This is a genomic window from Crenobacter luteus, from assembly GCF_004345725.1.
Classification (GTDB): domain Bacteria; phylum Pseudomonadota; class Gammaproteobacteria; order Burkholderiales; family Chromobacteriaceae; genus Crenobacter; species Crenobacter luteus.
Window position 1 is genome coordinate 15,775 of the sequence record NZ_SLXG01000006.1, and the last position, 18,159, is coordinate 33,933.

The 18,159-nt window shown below is 71.0% G+C and carries 15 protein-coding genes; 8 read left to right on the forward strand and 7 right to left on the reverse strand.

The window, feature by feature from the left end; translation table 11 throughout:
• The first annotated feature begins 89 nt into the window (after positions 1-89).
• Positions 90-2,357, forward strand: coding sequence for a DNA internalization-related competence protein ComEC/Rec2 (locus EV683_RS05255; protein WP_131862085.1), 2,268 nt, complete (start codon positions 90-92; stop codon positions 2,355-2,357).
• 81 nt (positions 2,358-2,438) lie between these two features.
• Here EV683_RS05255 and EV683_RS05260 read toward each other — a convergent pair whose 3' ends face one another.
• From EV683_RS05260 to EV683_RS05270, 3 genes are read right to left on the reverse strand one after another with little or no spacing between them, the layout of a single operon-like run.
• Positions 2,439-3,866, reverse strand: coding sequence for an efflux transporter outer membrane subunit (locus tag EV683_RS05260; protein WP_131862086.1), 1,428 nt, complete (start codon positions 3,864-3,866; stop codon positions 2,439-2,441).
• The gene (locus EV683_RS05265; RefSeq protein ID WP_066611231.1) at positions 3,863-7,006 is read right to left on the reverse strand and encodes an efflux RND transporter permease subunit; all 3,144 of its coding nucleotides are present in this window, start codon (positions 7,004-7,006) and stop codon (positions 3,863-3,865) included. The genes EV683_RS05260 and EV683_RS05265 overlap by 4 nt, the downstream gene beginning before the upstream one ends.
• Before the next feature lie 21 nt (positions 7,007-7,027).
• Positions 7,028-8,209, reverse strand: coding sequence for an efflux RND transporter periplasmic adaptor subunit (locus EV683_RS05270; protein ID WP_243694721.1), 1,182 nt, complete (start codon positions 8,207-8,209; stop codon positions 7,028-7,030).
• 211 nt (positions 8,210-8,420) lie between these two features.
• Here EV683_RS05270 and EV683_RS05275 point away from each other — a divergent pair, with 211 nt between their 5' ends.
• The 5 genes from EV683_RS05275 to murA are packed head-to-tail and all read left to right on the forward strand — an operon-like array spanning position 8,421 to position 12,325.
• Positions 8,421-9,083: a TetR family transcriptional regulator gene (locus tag EV683_RS05275; RefSeq protein WP_131862088.1), complete on the forward strand. Its 663-nt coding sequence runs from the start codon at positions 8,421-8,423 to the stop codon at positions 9,081-9,083.
• Positions 9,084-9,119: 36 nt separating this feature from the next.
• Positions 9,120-10,025, forward strand: coding sequence for an ABC transporter ATP-binding protein (locus EV683_RS05280; protein WP_131862089.1), 906 nt, complete (start codon positions 9,120-9,122; stop codon positions 10,023-10,025).
• Entirely contained in the window at positions 10,022-10,786 is a 765-nt protein-coding gene (locus tag EV683_RS05285; RefSeq protein ID WP_131862090.1) for an ABC transporter permease, read from the forward strand. Before EV683_RS05280 ends, EV683_RS05285 begins: the two co-directional genes overlap by 4 nt.
• Before the next feature lie 38 nt (positions 10,787-10,824).
• Positions 10,825-11,067: a BolA family protein gene (locus EV683_RS05290; protein WP_066611218.1), complete on the forward strand. Its 243-nt coding sequence runs from the start codon at positions 10,825-10,827 to the stop codon at positions 11,065-11,067.
• A gap of 7 nt (positions 11,068-11,074) precedes the next feature.
• Entirely contained in the window at positions 11,075-12,325 is a 1,251-nt protein-coding gene (gene murA / locus EV683_RS05295; RefSeq protein WP_066611216.1) for a UDP-N-acetylglucosamine 1-carboxyvinyltransferase, read from the forward strand.
• A gap of 83 nt (positions 12,326-12,408) precedes the next feature.
• On the opposite strand, the gene EV683_RS05300 is transcribed toward murA, so the two are convergent.
• Entirely contained in the window at positions 12,409-13,908 is a 1,500-nt protein-coding gene (locus tag EV683_RS05300) for a sensor domain-containing diguanylate cyclase (protein ID WP_165916790.1), read from the reverse strand.
• 74 nt (positions 13,909-13,982) lie between these two features.
• Here EV683_RS05300 and EV683_RS05305 point away from each other — a divergent pair, with 74 nt between their 5' ends.
• A complete protein-coding gene (locus tag EV683_RS05305) occupies positions 13,983-14,771 on the forward strand; it encodes a TatD family hydrolase (RefSeq protein WP_066611212.1) in 789 nt (262 codons plus the stop codon).
• A 119-nt stretch (positions 14,772-14,890) separates the two neighbouring features.
• Positions 14,891-16,522: a methyl-accepting chemotaxis protein gene (locus EV683_RS05310; protein ID WP_131862091.1), complete on the forward strand. Its 1,632-nt coding sequence runs from the start codon at positions 14,891-14,893 to the stop codon at positions 16,520-16,522.
• Positions 16,523-16,589: 67 nt separating this feature from the next.
• Here EV683_RS05310 and EV683_RS05315 read toward each other — a convergent pair whose 3' ends face one another.
• Genes EV683_RS05315 through tatB form a run of 3 tightly spaced genes read right to left on the reverse strand, consistent with a single transcriptional unit; the run spans position 16,590 to position 18,153 of the window.
• On the reverse strand, positions 16,590-16,958 hold the full coding sequence (locus EV683_RS05315; RefSeq protein ID WP_131862092.1) for a DUF2069 domain-containing protein: 369 nt from the start codon (positions 16,956-16,958) through the stop codon (positions 16,590-16,592).
• On the reverse strand, positions 16,955-17,683 hold the full coding sequence (gene tatC, locus EV683_RS05320) for a twin-arginine translocase subunit TatC (RefSeq protein WP_066611209.1): 729 nt from the start codon (positions 17,681-17,683) through the stop codon (positions 16,955-16,957). The genes EV683_RS05315 and tatC overlap by 4 nt, the downstream gene beginning before the upstream one ends.
• Positions 17,680-18,153, reverse strand: coding sequence for a Sec-independent protein translocase protein TatB (gene tatB / locus EV683_RS14390; RefSeq protein WP_207910404.1), 474 nt, complete (start codon positions 18,151-18,153; stop codon positions 17,680-17,682). The genes tatC and tatB overlap by 4 nt, the downstream gene beginning before the upstream one ends.
• Between the last annotated feature and the right edge of the window lie 6 nt (positions 18,154-18,159).

The window sequence follows — 18,159 nt, forward strand, 5'->3', positions numbered from 1 at the left end:
ATCGTTCGAGCCGGCACGATAAGCGATGCGCGCCGGCGCGGCAACGCCGTGCCGCTGGCGGCGCGTCATTCCATATTCATAATACGGACATGCGCCTCACGCCCCTGCCGCTGGCCGCGCTGATCGCCGGCCTGCTGATCGTCGCCTTCCTGCCGGCGCTGCCCGACTGGCGGCTCGCCGTCGGCGCCGCCGTGGCGGCGGCCGCGGCGGCGAAGCGCTGGCAAACGACCGCCACGGCGCTGGCGCTGTTCGCGCTCGGCGTCGGCTGGGCGGCGTGGCGCGCCGAGACGAGGTTGGCCGAGGCGCTGCCCGCCGCGCTCGAGGGCGTGCCGCTGGGCGTCGCCGGGACGGTGCGTGGCTTCGCGCAAGCGCGGGACTGGGGCAGCCGCCTGGTGTTCGACGTCGAGACGGCCGAGGCGCCGTTGCCGTCGCGGCTTTTGCTGTCCGACTACCACGGCGGCGACTGGCCGCCGGGCAGCCGCTGGCGGCTCACCGTCAAGCTCCGGCGCGCGCACGGCACGCTGAACGACGCCGGCTTCGACGCCGAGGCGTGGCTGTGGTCGGAGGGGCTGCTGGCGACCGGCACCGTCGGCCGGGGCCGGCAGCGGCTGGCCGACGCCCGCGACCCGCTCGCGCGCGTCGACCGCGTGCGCGACGCGCTGTGGCAACGCATCCGCGCGACGCTCGGCGACACGCCGGCCGCCGCGCTCGTCGGCGCGCTGACGGTCGGCCAGCAGCAGGCGATCGCGCCCGCGCAGTGGCGGCAGTTCGCCGCGACCGGCCTCACCCATCTGGTGTCGATCTCGGGCCTGCACGTGACGCTGCTGGCGGCGCTGGTCGGCGCGCTCGCCTACCGGTTCGGCTGCCTGCGTCCGTCGCCGCGTGCGCCGCCGCGCGTGCTCGCGACGCTGGCGGGCCTCGCGGCGGCCTGCGGCTACGCGCTCCTGGCCGGCTGGTCGGTGCCGACGCAGCGCAGCCTCTACATGCTCGCCGCCTTCGGCCTCGCCCTGGTCGCCGCGCGCGGCCTGTCGGCGTGGTCGGCGTGGAGCCTCGCGCTCGCGGCGGTGCTCGCGATCGACCCCTTCGCCGCGCTCGCACCCGGCCTGTGGCTGTCGTTCGGCCTCGTCGGCGCGCTGCTCGCGCGCAACGTCGGACGGCGCGCGCCGCGCGGCAAGGCAAGGGGCTTCGCCGACGCGCAGTGGGCCGCCTCGCTGGCGTCGGTCGCGCCGCTGGCGGCCTTTTTCGGCAGCCTGCCGTGGGTCTCGCCGCTGGCCAACGCGGTCGCGATCCCGCTGGTCTCCGGCCTGTTGACGCCGCTGGCGCTCGCGGCGCTCGCGCTGCCCTTCGACGCGCCGCTCGTGGCGGCCGGTATGTTGGCCGAGGGCTTTCTCGCCGCCGTCGACGCGGCCTCCCGGCTGCCGGCCGTCACGCTCGCCGCCGCGCCGTGGCCGCTCGTCGCGCTCGCGCTGGCCGGCACCGCCTGGGCGCTCGCGCCGCCCGCGGTGCCGGGCCGCGTCTTCGGCCTCGCCTGCGTCGTGCCGCTGCTCGCCTACCGTCCGGCGGCGCCGGACGATGGCCACTTCCGCGCGCGCCTCGTCGACGTCGGCCAGGGGCTGGCGCTGCTGGTCGAGACGCGCCGCCACGCGCTGCTGTACGACACCGGTGCGGGCGAGGCCGCTCGGACGCTCGCGCCGGCGCTCGCCGGCTGGGGCGTGGACGCGCTCGACGCGCTGGTGCTGTCGCACCACGACGCCGACCACGACGGCGCGGCGGCGAGCCTCGTCGCACAACTGCCGGTCGCGCGGCTCTACGCCGGCCAGCCGGAGACGACGCGGGCGCTGCCGCTCGCGGCCGCACACTGCGCCGACGGGCTCGCATGGGACTGGGACGGCGTGCGCTTCGCCTTCCTGACCCCCGGCGCGCCGCCTGACGCCGGCGACAACGCGAAAAGCTGCGTGCTGCGCGTCGCCGCGCGCGACGGCGCCGCGCTGCTCGTCGCCGGCGACCTGCCGGCCGAGCGCGAGGCGGCGCTGGTCGAGAAGCACGGCGGCGCGCTCGACAGCACGGTGCTGGTCGTGCCGCACCACGGCAGCCGCACCTCGGGCAGCGCGGCGCTGCTGACGGCCGTCGCGCCGCGCTGGGCGTGGATAGGCGTCGGCTACCGCAACCGCTACCGCCATCCGCATCCGGGCGTGCTCGCGCGGCTGGACGGGCTCGGCGTCCGCGTCGCGCGCAGCGACCGCGACGGCTCCCTCGAATGGCACAGCGACGCGCCGGACGCGCTCGGGCGCGCCGCCGAGCGGCACGCGCGCTACTGGCGGCTGACGCGCCGCGACGACGCCACGGCGGCGCGCTGATCCTCGGCCAACGTTGGCCGAGCCGGAACGCAAAAAGGGCCGCCCCTCGCGGGACGGCCCTCTGTCGTTGACGCCGCCGGCTCAGCCCGGCGTCGCGTCGCCGTTCTGCCAGCCGCCGCCCATCGCCTTGTACAGCGCCAGCACCGCGCGCAGCCGCGTCAGCCGCGCGTCGATCAGCGCCTGCTCGGCGCGGTAGACGCCGCGCTCGGCGTCGAGCACTTCGAGGTAGTTCGAATAGCCGTTGTCGTAGCGCAGCCGCGCCAGACGCAGCGTGTCGCGCAGCGCGCGCGCCTGCGTCGCCAGCGCCGCCTCGGCGTCGGCGCTGGTGCCCTGCGCCTGCAGCGCGTCGAAGGTCTCGCGGAAGGCGTCCTGCACCGCTTTCTCGTAGCCGGCCAGCGCCTGGCGCTGGCGCGCGTTCGCGGCGTCGACGCGGGCCGCCGTCGCGCCGAAGTCGAAGACCGGCATCGCGAGGTTGGCGACGAAGGCCCAGGTGCGCGCCGGCCCGCTGAACAGGCTGGCGAGCGCGAGGCTCTCCGAGCCGGTCTGCGCGGTCAGCTTGATCGACGGGAAGTAGGCGGCGCGCGCCTCGCCGATGCGCGCGTTGGCGGCGACCAGGCGCGCCTCGGCGGCGGCTAGGTCAGGCCTGCGCGCCAGCAGCTCGGACGGCAGGCCGGCCGGCACCGCCGGCGGGATCGCCAGCGCCGCCAGCGTCTTGCCGCGCGCCGGCGGCGTCGCCAGCGTGCGCGGGCTCTTGCCGACCAGCACCGACAGCGCGCGCTCGGTCTGGCCGACCGACTGCTCGAGCGTCGGTACCGCGGCGCGCGCCGCCGCGGCCTCGGCCTCGGCCTGCCGCAGGTCGAGCGCCGAGGTCACGCCGCCCTTGAAGCGGCGCTCCTGCAGCTTCAGCGTCTGCTCGCGCGTGTTGAGCGTGTCGCGCGCGATTTGCAACTGAGCGTCGAAGGCGCGCAGCTGGAAGTAGCTGTCGGCGACCTGGGCGGCGATCGCCAGCCGCGACGCCTCGCGGCTGTAGCGGCTGGCGGCGAACTCGGCGCGCGCCGCCTCGTTGCCGCGGCGCAGGCCGCCCCACAGGTCGGCCTCCCACGACAGCACCGCATTGGCGCTGCGCACGTCGGACACCAGCGGCGAGCCCGGCGTGCTGGTCTCGGCCGAGCGACGGCCGCGGCTGTAGCCGGCGTTGGCGTCCAGCCGCGGCAACAGCGCCGCGCGCGCCTGGCTCGACAGCGCGGCCGCCTCGTCGACGCGCGCGGCGGCGGCGACGAGGTCGCGGTTGTGCGCCAGCGCCTCGTCGATCAGCCGCGACAGCTCGGCGTCGCCGAAGCGCTCCCACCAGCGCGCGTCGAGCGCGGCGGCCTCGGCGGCGCCGGGTCCGGCGGCGGGCGCGCTCGTCCAGCTATCGGGCAGCTCGACGCCGGGGCGCTGGTAATCGGGGCCGACCGCGCACGCGCTCAGCGCGACCGCCGCCGCGAGCGGCAGCAAGCGTTTCATCATGGGGCACTCCCTTCTTCGGCGCTCGCCTCGTGCGTCTTGCGCTCGGCGCCGCCGGTCCATTTCATGATCAGCAAGAAGAACAGCGGGATCAGGAAGGTGGCGATGAAGGTCGCCGCCAGCATGCCGCCGATCACGCCGGTGCCGATCGAGTGCCGGCTGGCCGCGCCGGCGCCGGTCGAGATCGCCAGCGGCACGCAGCCGAGCACGAAGGCCAGCGAGGTCATCACGATAGGGCGGAAACGCAGCCGCGCCGCGGCGATCGCCGCCTCGGCCAACTCCAGCCCCTCTTCCATCTTCAGCACGGCGAATTCGACGATCAGGATCGCGTTCTTCGCCGCCAGCCCGATCAGCGTCACCAGCGCGACCTGGAAGTACACGTCGTTGGCGAGCCCGCGCAGCCAGTTGGCGGCGAGCGCGCCGAACACCGCGAACGGCACCGCCATCAGCACCGCGACCGGCAGCGTCCAGCGCTCGTACTGCGCGGCGAGGATCAGGAACACCATGATCATGCCGAACACGAACACCACCGCCGACGAGCCCGAGGTCGACTTCTCCTGGAAGGCCGAACCGCTCCACGCGAGGCTGTAGTCGTCGGACAGCACCTCGCGCGCGACCGCTTCCATCGCGGCGAGCGCCTCGCCCGAGCTGTAGCCGGGCGCCGGGCCGCCGACCAGCTTGGCCGCCGGGAACACGTTGAAGCGCTCCAGCGTCTCCGGGCCGGTGCTCTGCTCGATGTTGACCAGCGCCGACAGCGGGATCATGTCGCCGCTCTTCGAGCGCACGTAGATGAAGCGGATGTCGTCGGCCTTGGCGCGGAAGTCGGCGTCGGCCTGCAGTTGCACGCGGAAGATGCGCCCGAACTTGTTGAAGTCGTTCACGTACAGCGCGCCGAAGGTGCTCTGCAGCGTGTCGAACACCTCGTTGACCGGCACGCCGAGCGCCTTGGCCTTCTCGCGGTCGAGCGACACGTAAAGCTGCGGCACGTTCGGGCTGAAGGTGGTCTGCACGCCGGCCAGTTCGGGGCGCTTGGCGGCGGCTGCCACCAGCTTCTGCGTCATCTCGCCGAGCGCGTGCACGTCGCCGCCGGCGCGGCTTTGCAGATAGCCCTCGAAGCCGCCGGTGTTCGACATGCCCGAGATCGGCGGCGGGTTGAACGCCAGCACGAAGGCGTCCTTGATCTGCGCGCCCATGGCGAACACCTGGCCGACCAGCGACTGCGCGCTCTGCTCCGGCGCGGTGCGCTCGTCCCACGGCTTGAGCGTGATGAAGGTCGCGCCGGCGTTGGTCTTGTTCGCGCCCGACAGGATGTCGAAGCCGGCGAAACTCATCACGTCCTTGACCGCCGGGTTCTTCAGCACCATCGCGTCCATCTGGTCCATCGCCGCCTCGGTGCGCTTGATCGACGAGGCGTCGGGCAGGATAGTCGCGCTGATGATGTAGCCCTGGTCCTCGTCCGGCGCGAGGCTGGTCGGGATCAGCCTGAACAGGCCGACGCAGACGACGATCAGACCGGCGAACAGCAGCATGCCCAGCGCCGAGCGCCTGATGAAGAAGCGCACGCCGGCGGTGTAGCGGGCGGTCTGGCGGTCGAACCAGTCGTTGAACTTGTCGAAGAAGGCGTGCGAGGCCTGGTGGCCGGGCTTGAGGATCAGCGCGCACAAGGCCGGCGTCAGCGTCAGCGCGACCAGGCCCGAAATGCTGACCGACACCGCGATGGTGATCGCGAACTGCTTGTACATCTGGCCGGCGATGCCGCCGAGGAAGGCGACCGGGATGAACACCGAGCACAGCACCAGCACGATGGCGACCACCGGCCCGCTGACCTCGCGCATCGCCTGGAAGGTCGCGTCGACCGGCGACTTGCCCTCCTGGCTCATGATGCGCTCGACGTTCTCGAGCACGACGATCGCGTCGTCGACCACGATGCCGATCGACAGCACCATGCCGAACAGCGTCAGCGTGTTGATCGAGAAGCCCAACAGGTACATGCCGGCGAAGGTGCCGACGATGGACACCGGCACCGCGAGCGACGGGATCAGCGTCGCACGCCAGTTCTGCAGGAACAGGTAGACGACGAGGAACACCAGCACCATGGCCTCGGCCAAGGTCTTGATCACCTCGTGGATCGACACCTCGACGAAGCGCGTCGTGTTGTACGGGATGTCGTACGACAGGCCCTGCGGGAAGCTCTTCGACAGCCGCGCCATCGTCTCCTCGACCGCCTTCGCGGTGTCGAGCTGGTTGGCGCCCGGCGCGAGGTAGATGCCGATCGGGATGGTCGGCCGGCCGTTGTGCTTGCCGTAGAAGGTATAGTTCAGCGCCCCGAGTTCGACGCGCGCGACGTCCTTGACGCGCACGGTCGAGCCGTCAGGGTTCGAGCGCACGATGATGTTCTCGAACTCCTTGGCGTCAGTCAGGCGGCCCTGGGTGGTCACCGTGTAGGTGAACTCCTGCGTCTTGGCGAGCGGCTCGGCGCCGACCTTGCCGGCGGCGAACTGCGAGTTCTGCTCGCGGATCGCCGCGGCGACGTCGCCCGGCGTCAGCTTCAGCTGCGCGAGCTTGTCCGGCCGCAGCCACACGCGCATCGAGTAGTCCTGGCCGGCGAAGTTGACCACCTCGCCGACGCCCGGCGTGCGCGCCAGCTCGTCGATCACGTTCAAGGCCGCGTAGTTGCTGATGAACAGCGTGTCGTAGGCCTTGTCGGGCGAGTAGATCGAGATCACCTGCAGGAAGGACGTCGAACGCTTCTTGACCGTCACGCCCTGACGGCGCACTTCCTCGGGCAGCTTGGCGAGCGCCGACTGCACGCGGTTGTTGACGTTGATGGTCGCCTGGTCGGCGTCGGTGCCGACCTTGAACGTCACCGACAGGTTCAGCGTGCCGTTGCTCGAACTCGACGACTGGATGTACAGCATGTCGTCGACGCCGTTGATCGCCTGCTCGAGCGGCGCGGCGACGGTGTCGGCGATCACCTCGGCCGACGCGCCGGGGTAGTTGGCCGCGACCGACACGGTCGGCGGGACGATCTGCGGGTACTGCTCGATCGGCAACGCGCGGATGGCCGCCAGGCCCGCCAGCATGATGACGATCGACAGCACCGACGCGAAGATCGGCCGCCGGATGAAAAATGCGGAAAACATGGGCTCTCCTTGGCGACGCGATCAGGACTGCGCCGCGGGCTGGGCGGCGGGCTTGGCCGGCGACGCCGCGACCTTGGCGCCCGGCCGCAGCTTGATGATGTTGTCGACCACCACCTTGTCGCCGGGCTTGAGGCCGGCCTCGACCAGCACCTGGTCGCCAATCTCGGTGCCGAGCGTGACCGGTCGCGGCGCGACGGTGCTGTCGGCGCCGACCACCCATACCAGCTTGCCCTGCTGCGCGGTCAGCACCGCGCGCTGCGGGATCAGGATCGCGTTGACGCGACGCGCGCCGTTGAGGAAGACGCGCACGAACTGGCCCGGCAGCAGCTCGCCGCCGGGGTTGGCGAACTCGGCGCGCGCGCGCACGCTGCCGGTCGAAGAATCGACCAGGTTGTCGGTGAAGTTCAGCCGGCCGCTCTTGGCGTAGCTCGAACCGTCGGCCAGCTTGAGGCTGACTTCGAAGTTCTTGCCCTCGGGCAGCTTCAACTTGCCCGACTGCTCGTCACGGCGGAAGGCCAGCAGGTCGTTGTCCGAAAACGAGAAGTTCACGTACATCGGGTCGATCTGCGAGATCGTGGTCAGCAGGCTGTCGCCGCCGGTGCTGACCAGGCTGCCCTCGGAGCGCACCTCCTTGCTGGTCATGCCCGAGATCGGCGCGGTGACGCGGGTGTAACCGAGGTTGATCTGCGCCTCCTTCAGCCGCGCGCGCGCGGCGGCGACCGAGGCCTGCGCCGACTGGTAGGCCGCTTGCGCGTCGTCGCGGTCCTTCTGGCTGACGGCGTTCTCCTTGAACAGCGGCAGGATGCGGTCGTAGTCCTGGCGCGTGCGCGCCAGCTGCGCCTCCTCGACCTTGAGCGCGCCCTGCGCCTGGTCGAGCGCGGCCTGGAACGGCGCCGGGTCGATCTGGAACAACAGGTCGCCGGCCCTGACCGGCTTGCCCTCGGTATAGGCGCGCTTGACGAGAATGCCGCCGACGCGCGCGCGCACCTCGACCTCGCGCGAGCCGGCCGTCTGGCCGACGAACTCGAAGGCGACCGGCACATCGCGCGCCGCGGCGGTGATCACCGCGACCGGCACCGGCGGCGGATTGCCCTGGGCGGCGGGGCTGCCCTCCTTGCCGCAGGCGGCCAGGCCCACCGCCAGCGCCACCAGCGCGGCGAGGCGCCCCCCTGATTTCACGACTTTGAACGCTTCGCTTCGCACGACCCGCTCTCCTTTATCTATTTGATCCGAATATGTCATTTCACTACAACAGGCCGCGCGGGCCAATACGATTGCTTACCCTGGACGGGGTGATTTTACATACATTCTCGTATGTATGTAAGATTGCATCGAAGATACGGCGCGCCGGGCGACACAAGCGCCCCCCGGCTCGCTACACTTCGCCCCCGTTGCAACACAGATCGAGACCGCCATGGTTCGCCGCACCCGTGAAGAAGCCGAACAGACCCGCAGCCTTTTGCTCGATACCGCCGAGACGCTGTTCTGGGAAAAGGGCGTCAGCCGCACCTCGCTCGCCGACATCGCGCAGGCAGCCGGCCTCACGCGCGGCGCGATCTACTGGCACTTCCAGAACAAGGTCGACCTGTTCACCGCGATGTGCCAGCGCATCGAGCCGTCGTTCTTCGCGCTGTTCGATGCGCTCGAGGCCGAGGCGGCCGTCAACCCGGCGCGCGCGCTGTGGCGCCACGTGAACCGCGTGCTGGCGACGATCACCGGCGACGCGCGGATCACCCGCGTGATCGGCATCATCAACCTGCGCTGCGAGCTGGTCGGCGAGATGGACGCGATCCAGGTCGAAAACGAGCGCGGGCAGGAACGCTGCCACGGCCACCTGACGCGCGCCTTCGAGGCAGCGCAAAGGCTCGGCCAACTCTCCGCCGGCACCACGCCCTGCCACGCCGCGGCCGGTCTGCAGGCCCTGGTCAAGGGCATCGTCCACATCTGGCTGCTGACGCCGCGGAACCTGCCGCTGCCCGACTGCGGCACCGCCTGTCTAAGCCCTTATTTTCAAGGGGTTTTCGTGGGCGACTGCTGGCTCGACGCGGATGACGGCGCACCGCACGACGCGCTATAATCCGCCTCTTTTTCCGCCACCCCGGCCTATTCCCGCATGAGCACTGCGATCGACATCGTCGGCGTCTCCAAGCGCTACGGCACGCTGACCGCGCTGGACGACGTGAGCTTTTCCGTCCGGCAGGGCGAGTTCTTCGCCCTCCTCGGCCCGAACGGCGCCGGCAAGACCACGCTGATCTCGGCGCTGGCCGGCCTGGCGCGCCAGGACGAGGGCACCATCCGCGTCATGGGCCACGATACGGTGCACGACTTCCGTGACGCGCGCATGGCGCTCGGCGTCGTGCCGCAGGAGCTGGTGTTCGACCCCTTCTTCACCGTGCGCGAAACGCTGGTGTTCCAGTCCGGCTACTTCGGCATCAAGCGCAACGACGCGTGGATCGACGAGCTCTTGTTCAAGCTCGGCCTGACCGAGAAGGCCAACGCCAATATGCGCGCGCTGTCGGGCGGCATGAAACGCCGCGTGATGGTCGCGCAGGCGCTGGTGCACCGGCCGCCGGTCATCGTGCTCGACGAGCCGACCGCCGGCGTCGACGTCGAACTGCGCCAGAGCCTGTGGGACTTCGTGCAGGAACTGAACGACGCCGGCCACACCATCGTGCTGACCACGCACTACCTCGAGGAGGCCGAGACGCTGTGCGGCCGCATCGCGATGCTCAAGCGCGGCCGCCTGATCGCGCTCGAGCCGAAGGAAAAGCTGTTGGCGCAGAGCGCCGGCCGCGAGGTCGCGCTCAAGCTGTCCGGCCCGCTGCCCGCCGCGCTTGAGGCCTTGAAAACGCGCGAGGAGGACGGTCGTCAGGTGCTCGCCTTGGCCGAGCCGGCCGCGCTCGAGACCGTGCTCGCCGCGGTGCGCGAGGCGGGACTCGAGGTGCGCGACCTGACGCTGGTCGAGACCGACCTCGAGACGGTGTTCGTCAACATGATGCGGGGGAGCCGGACGGCATGATCAACTTCACCGGTTTTTACACGCTGTTCCGGAAGGAGCTGCTGCGTTTCTGGAAGGTCGCCTTCCAGACCGTCGCCGCGCCGGTGCTGACCGCGCTGCTCTACCAGCTGATCTTCGCGCATGTGCTGGAAAACCACGTCGAGGCCTACCCGGGCGTCAGCTATACCGCCTTCCTGATCCCGGGCCTGGCGATGATGTCGATGGCGCAGAACGCGTTCGCCAACGGCTCGTCGAGCCTGATCCAGTCCAAGGTCACCGGCAACATCGTCTTCATCCTCTTGCCGCCCTTGACCGCGCTCGAATTCACCGCCGCCTACCTGCTGGCGGCGGTCTGCCGCGGGCTGCTGGTCGGCGCCGGCGTGCTCGCCGTCACCGCCGCCTTCGGCCTGCCGTGGCCGACGCACCCGCTGTGGGCGCTGGTGTTCGCCGCGCTCGGCTGCGGCGTGCTCGGTTCGCTCGGCATCATCGCCGGCATCTGGGCGGAGAAGTTCGACCAGCTGGCGGCGTTCCAGAACTTCATCATCATGCCGCTGACCTTCCTGTCCGGCGTGTTCTACTCGATCGCCAGCCTGCCGCCGCTGTGGCGCGCGGTGTCGCACGCGAACCCGGTGTTCTACATGATCGACGGCTTCCGCTACGGCTTCTTCGGCCAGGCCGACGTGTCGCCGTGGCTGTCGCTCGCGGTCGTCGGCGCCAGCTTCGTCGCGCTGGCCTCGCTCGCCTTGCGCATGATCGGCTCCGGCTACAAACTCCGACACTAAAAAAAACCGTTATCCACCATTCCCCTAGGACCTTTGCCATGGTGACCCCCGAACTCGTCAAGCAATACATCGAGGCTGGCCTCGTCTGCACCCACCTGACCGTAACCGGCGACGGCGCCCACTTCGACGCGGTGATCGTCAGCCCGCTGTTCTCGGGCAAGCGGCTGGTCGAACGCCACCGCCTGGTGAACCAGGCGCTGGCCGGCCGCCTCGGCGACGAAATCCACGCGCTGTCGATGAAAACCCTGAGCCCGGAAGAGTGGGCCGAGCAGCAAGGCTGACCCCGACATGGACAAACTGCTGATCCGCGGCAACGGTCCGCTCAACGGCGAGATCCGCGTCTCCGGCGCCAAGAACGCGGCGCTGCCCATCCTGTGCGCCGCGCTGTTGACCGGCGACGCGATGCGCTTCACCAACGTGCCGATGCTGCGCGACGTGGCGACCACGCAGGAGCTGCTCGCGGGCATGGGCGCGGCCGTGTCGTGCGACGGCGTCAGCGTGGTCGACATCCACGCGGCCGGCATCGACAAGCTGTTCGCGCCGTACGAACTGGTGAAAACCATGCGCGCGTCGATCCTGGTGCTCGGGCCGATGCTCGCGCGCTTCGGCGAGGCGACCGTCAGCTTGCCCGGCGGCTGCGCGATCGGCAGCCGCCCGGTCGACATCCATATCAAGGGCCTGGTCGCGATGGGCGCCGAGGTCGAGATCGAGCACGGCTACGTGAAGGCGCGCGGCAAGCTGCGTGGCGCGCGCGTGGTGATGGACATGGTGTCGGTCGGCGCGACCGAGAACCTGTTGATGGCCGCCACGTTGGCCGAGGGCACCACCGTGCTCGAAAACGCCGCGCGCGAGCCCGAGGTGACCGACCTGGCGCACTGTCTCGTCAAGATGGGCGCCAGGATCTCCGGCATCGGCAGCGACCGTCTCGTGATCGAGGGCGTCGATGCGCTGCACGGCTGCGAACACGCGATCATGCCCGACCGCATCGAGGCGGGGACTTTCCTCGTCGCCGCCGCCGCGACGCGCGGCCACCTCGTGCTGCGCGACGCCGACGCGGGCAGCATGGACGCCATCCTCGACAAGCTGGTCGAGGCCGGCGCGGTGGTCGAGGCCGGCGACAGCTGGATTTCGCTCGACATGAAGCGCCGCGCGCGCGCGGTCAACCTGCGCACGCTGCCCTACCCGGCCTTCCCGACCGACATGCAGGCGCAGTTCATGACGCTGAACGCGATCGCCGAGGGCACCGGCGTGGTCACCGAGACCATCTTCGAGAACCGCTTCATGCACGTGCCGGAGCTGAACCGCATGGGCGCGCGCATCGAGGTCGAGGGCAACACCGCGATCTGTCACGGCGTCGAGCGCCTGTCCGGCGCCAACGTGATGGCGACCGACCTGCGCGCGTCGGCGTCCCTGGTGATCGCCGGCCTGGTCGCCGACGGCGAGACGGTGGTCGACCGCATCTACCACCTCGACCGCGGCTACGAACACATCGAGAAGAAGCTCGGCGCGGTCGGCGCGCACATCGAGCGCATCAGCTGAGCCGACGCGCACGCGCCATCGCACAAAAAACGGCCCCGCGCGGGCCGTTTCGCTTTGCCGGGAAGGGCTCGCCCACCGCGCCGTCAGCGCGCGGCCGCCGCCCTGCCCTTGCTGCCGTACATCTTGCGGTCGGCGGCGGCGAGCAGCTCGTCGATCAGCAGGCCGTCCTCCGGGTAGTAGGCCACGCCGACGCTGACGCCGAGCACCACGCTGCGGCCGTCGACCTCGATGGGCTGGCCGACCACGTTTTTCAGCCGCACGACCAGCGTATCGACGTCGTCGTTGCCGCCGACGCGCTCGAGCAGCACGACGAACTCGTCGCCGCCCAGCCGCGCGACGGTGTCCTCGGCGCGCAGCGCGCCGGTCAGCCGCTGCGCCAGCACCTTGAGCACCGCGTCGCCGGCCGCGTGGCCGTAGGTGTCGTTGACCGGCTTGAAACGGTTCAGGTCGAGAAAGAGCACCGCCAGCCGCCGGCCGCTGCGCGGCTGGCCGCTGATCGCATGCTGCAGGCGGTCGTAGAACAGCAGACGGTTCGGCAGACCGGTCAGCGTGTCGTAGTTGGCGAGGCGGAACAGGTGGTCCTCGCGCGCACGCCGCCGCTCGTGACGGCGCAGCGCGCCGGACAGGCCCAAGCCCGTCGCCGCCAGAAGGCCCGCCGACAGCAGCGCCATCAGCCCCCACTCGAAGGCCCCCAGCTGCGACCAGCCCAGCTGCCAGCTCGCGTCGAGCATGAAGGGCTGGCTGTCGCTGCCGACGCGGCGCGTCGCCGTCAGGCGCGGGAACAACAGCGTCTCGAGCGGGCTGCGCGCGGCGCTGGCAGCCTTGTCGAAGAAGCGGCCGTGGCGGTCGTCCGGGCCGTAACGCGAATGCCACAGTCTGACGCGCATGCCGTCGGGCAGTTCGGCCCGTTGCGGCGCGAACAACTCGCTGTTGACCACCATGCCGACGAAGCGGCGCGGCGCGCCGGCCGTATCGGCCGGCCGCATCAGCAGGTAGCCGGTCTGGCCCTCGATCAGCGGATAGGGCCGCGAGGCGACCGCGTGGCCGGCGTCGACCGACGCCAGCAGCGTCTCGCGCTGGAAGTCGGCGTAGCCGACGTCGAGCCCGATCACACGCGCGCCGCCGACCGTCATCGGCTCGACGAACAGCACCGGGAAATATTCGTCGCGCGGCGGCAGCGGCTCGACGACGCGGCGGGTCTGGTGGTCGAAGCCGAACAGCGTCACGGCCGGGCCGTAGCGCTCGGCCAGATAGCGCTCGACGCGGCCGCGCTCGGCGCCGGGCACGCGCTCGACGCGCTCCATCGCGACGATCTGCGGGTAGCGGCGCATCATCTGGCGGGTGTACAGCCGCTCCTCCTCGCCCGGCGACGGGCCGTCGACCAGCGTGTAGGCGGCGTAGGCGTCGAGCACCGCCTCGTTGGCGAGCACACGCTGGCCGACGCCGTCGGCGATCTGCTGCACGTGGCGCTCGAACATCTGCTCGGCGTGCCGCACGGCACGACTGACGAAGGCGGCGGCGATCAGCGCCGTCATCGCCAGCCACAGCACGCCGCCCAGCAGCAGCAGAGGTCGCAAACGCATTATCATCGGGGTTCGGGAAAGGGTTCGGCTTGTACGGATTCCCCATTTTCCCCTTTTTTTGACTTGACAATGACATGTTTTTGCCTGCCAGCCCCGATTGCGGCCTGATCGACAGCCACTGCCACCTCGACGCGCCCGAACTGGACGCGATCCGCGACGCGGCGGTGGACGAGGCGCGCGCCGCCGGCGTCGGTCAGATCGTCGTGCCGGCGGTCGCGGTCGCCAACTTCGCGAGCACGCTGGCGATGCGCGCGCGCTACGGCTGTCTGGTCGCCCTCGGCCTGCACCCGATCTACGTCGACCGCCACCTCGACGACCACCTCGGCCAACTCGAGGCGGCGATCGTCGCGCACCGGCCGGTCGCCGTCGGCGAGATCGGGCTCGACTTCTACCTGCCCGGCCTCGACGCGGCGCGGCAGGAGGCGCTGTTCGTCGAACAGCTCAGACTGGCGCGCCGCCACGGCCTGCCGGTGATCGTGCACCTGCGGCGCAGCCAGGACCGCGTGCTCAAATACCTGCGCCAGGAACGGGTCGAGTCGGGCATCGCGCACGCCTTCAACGGCAGCGCGCAGCAGGCCGACGCCTTCCTGCGCCAGGGGCTCAGGCTCGGCTTCGGCGGCGCGATGAGCTACGCCGGCTCCCGGCGCATCCGCGCGCTGGCGGCGACGCTGCCGGCCTCGGCCATCGTGCTCGAGACCGACTCGCCCGACATCCGCCCGCAATGGGCGCAGGCCTGGCCGAACCGGCCGGCCAACGTCGCCGCCTTCGCCGCGCTGCTGGCGACGCTGCGCGGCGTGCCGGTCGAGACCGTCGCGCGCGACACCACCGCCAACACACTTTCGGCGCTCGGCTTGTCACATTGACGTCATGAAGTTGTGCTAGCTTCTCGCGCGGGCCGGGACCGCGCGCCGCGCGGCACCCTACGGGCGTCAGACCCGCACAGCACAAGGCCCTCCCGACCACCCATACCGGACTCCCTCACATGCGCAATCTCTCGATTGCCTCGCGCATCGTCGCGGGCTTCGCCCTGCTGCTGGCCATCCTGGCGGCCTCGGGCCTCGTCAACCATCTGCAACTGGGCCGCATCGAAAGCACCGTCGACGCGGTCGTCGGGCGCGACCTCGCCTTCTACCGCGCGGTCCAGGACACCCGCCAGCGCGTCGGCGACCTGCGCCGCTTCGAGAAGGACGCGCTGATCAACCTGGCCGACGAGCGCCGGCGCGCCGACTACTACCGCCGCTGGCAGGAGACGGTCGGCCAGACCCGCGCCAGCCTCGCCGCCGCCGCCGCGCATCCGATCGGCGGCGACAGCGCCCGGCGCATCGCCGAGCTGGGCGAGCGGGTCGACGCCTACGAGCAGGGCTTCGCCGCGATCTACCGCCGCATCGAGGGCGGCGAGCTCGCCGACACCGCCTCGGCCAACGTCGCGTTCGAAGCGCACAAGGGCGCGGTGCGCAGCATGGAGGGCACGCTGTCGGCGCTGGCCGACGACGCCGGCGCCGCCGTCGGCCGCCTGCGCGACGAGATCGACGCCGCGACCGCCTCGGCGCGGCGCACCCAGCAGCTCTTGGTCGGCCTGGCGGTGCTGTTCGGCGGCGCCTTCGCCTGGGCGGTGGTCGCGTCGATCCGCCGTCCGCTGTCGGCGATCGCCGCCGCCAGCGCGACGCTGGCCCAGACGCGCGACCTGAACACCGCGCTGCCCGACTGCGGTCGCAACGAGATCGGCCGCCTGTCCGGCTCGCTCGCGTCGCTGATCGCGACCATGCGCGAGCTGATCCGCGAATCGCACCGCCACGCCGACCACCTGGTCGACGGCGCGCGCCAGCTGTCCGACATCAGCCGCCGGGTCGCCGACGGCTCGGCACGCCAGACCGAGGCGACGCAGGCGAGCGCCGCCGCGATCGAGGAAATGACCGTCAGCCTGCAGGTGATGGCGCAGGGCGCCGCCGGCGTCGAGGCGCAGGCGCGCCAGGCCAGCGACGAGGCGCACGAGGGCGGCCGGCTGGCCGGGCGCACCGCCGAGGACATCCGCCGCATCGCCGCCGAGATCGGCGAAGCGAACGCGCTGATCGAGCGGCTGAACCTGCGCTCGAACGAAATCGGCGACATCGTGCAAGTGATCCGCGACATCGCCGAGCAGACCAACCTGCTGGCGCTGAACGCCGCGATCGAGGCGGCGCGCGCCGGCGAGTCGGGCCGCGGCTTCGCCGTGGTCGCCGACGAGGTACGCAAGTTGGCCGAGCGCACCAGCCAGGCGACCGGCGAGATCTCGTCGCGCATCGCCGCGGTGCAGGACGACACCCGCGCGGCGGTCGACAGCATGCACGCGGCCGGCGAGCGCATCGACTCGGGCGTCGCCGGCGCCGGCGCGGTCTCCGCCTCGCTGACGCGCATCCACGCGCTGTGCGCGCAGTCGCTCGACAAGGCGGCCGAGATGGCGCGCGCGGTCGGCGAGCAGGGGCAGGCCAGTCAGGACATCGCGCAGAACGTCGAGCGCATCGCACACATGAACGACAGCACGCACCAGGCGGTCGAGGCGGCGCGCGCGCTGGCCGCCGAGCTGACCGCGCTGTCGGACGAACTGAACGCCGGCCTGAACCGCTTCGCGGTCTGAGCGCGGCGGCGACGAAAAAACCCCGGTCGCAGGACCGGGGTTTTTCACGCCTAGGCCTCGGCCGACCCTAGCGGCGCGCGGCGGCGCGGGTGTTCTCGATCCGCACGCTGCGCACGAACAGCACCACGCAGGCGAAGAAGGCCACCGTCAGCGCGACCTCGAGCCAGGCCAGCCGCTGCGACAGGCCGGAATCGCCCCAGCCGCGCATCACGCCCTCGGTGAAAAAGGCGAGGATGAACATGCTCGACCACTGGTAGGTGTAGACACGGCCCTTGAGGATGCCCATCAGCGGCAGCAGCAGGACCACCGCCTTGAGCGCGAGGAAGGAGCCGCCGGGGCGCAGCGGCGCGAGCACCAACTCCCAGGCCAGCGACAGGAGGATCAGCGCGATCAGGCTGGCGATCGCGCCGTAATGGAACAGCGAACGGGAAGTCATGCGGTCTTTTCTGCGGAAGGACGGTTGATGACGGCCGACATCACAATGCCGAACTCGTACAGCAGCCACAGCGGCACGGCGAGCATGATCTGCGACAGCACGTCGGGCGGCGTGACGATGGCGGCGATCACGAAGGCGCCGACGATCACGTAGGAGCGCGCGCGACGCAGCTGCTCGAGGCTGACCACGCCCATGCGGTTGAGCACGATCACCACCACCGGCACCTCGAAGGTCACGCCGAAGGCGACGAACATGCCGAGCACGAAGGACAGGTATTTGTCGATGTCGGTCGCCATGGCGACGCCCTCGGGCGTCACCGCCGACAGGAAGCCGAACACCACCGGGAAGACCAGGAAGTAGGCGAAGGCCATACCGGCGAGGAACAGCACCACGCTGGAAAACAGCAGCGGCAGGATCAGCCGCTTCTCGTGCGCGTACAGGCCGGGCGCGACGAAGGCCCAGACCTGGTACAGCGTATTCGGCAACGAGACCAGGAAGGCGACCAAGAGCGTGACCTTGATCGGCACGAAGAAGGGCGCGGTGACGTCGGTCGCGATCATGCTCGCGCCGGCGGGCAGCACGTCGAGCAGCGGCCTGGCCAGCAGGTGGTAGATGTCGCCCGACCAGTGGAACAGCGCCGCGAACACGAGGAGCACGCCGGCGACGACGCGCACCAGCCGCGTCCTGAGTTCGATCAGGTGGACCAGCAAGGGTTGTTCGTTCATGCGCGGGACGACTTGGCGGGCGGATCGGAATCGCCGAAGAGGTCGAGCTGGTTCTCGTCGACCTCGGCGGCGGGGTGGGGGGCCGGCGCGTCGGGCGCGGCGGCGAACAGCGCGGCCTGCCGGGCCTCTTCGGCGGCCTCGACGACGGCGAGGTCGGCCGCGTCCGGCGCGCCGCGCGCGGCGGCGATCTCGCGCTCGACCTGCGCGCTCGCTTCGCGCACCTCGCGCATCTCGGCCTCGAGGCGCTGCTGGAAGACCTGCGCGGCGTCCTGAAGCTCGCCCTTGAGCCCGATCAGACCGGCGGCCTCGGTTTCGCGGTGGATGTCCGACTTCACGCTGGCGACGAAGCGCTGCAGGCGGCCGAGCAGCGCGCCGGCGGTGCGGGCGACCGCGGGCAGCCGCTCGGGGCCGAGCACGACCAGCGCGACGACGCCGATCAGCAGCAGTTCACCGAAACTGATCTCGAACACGTCGCG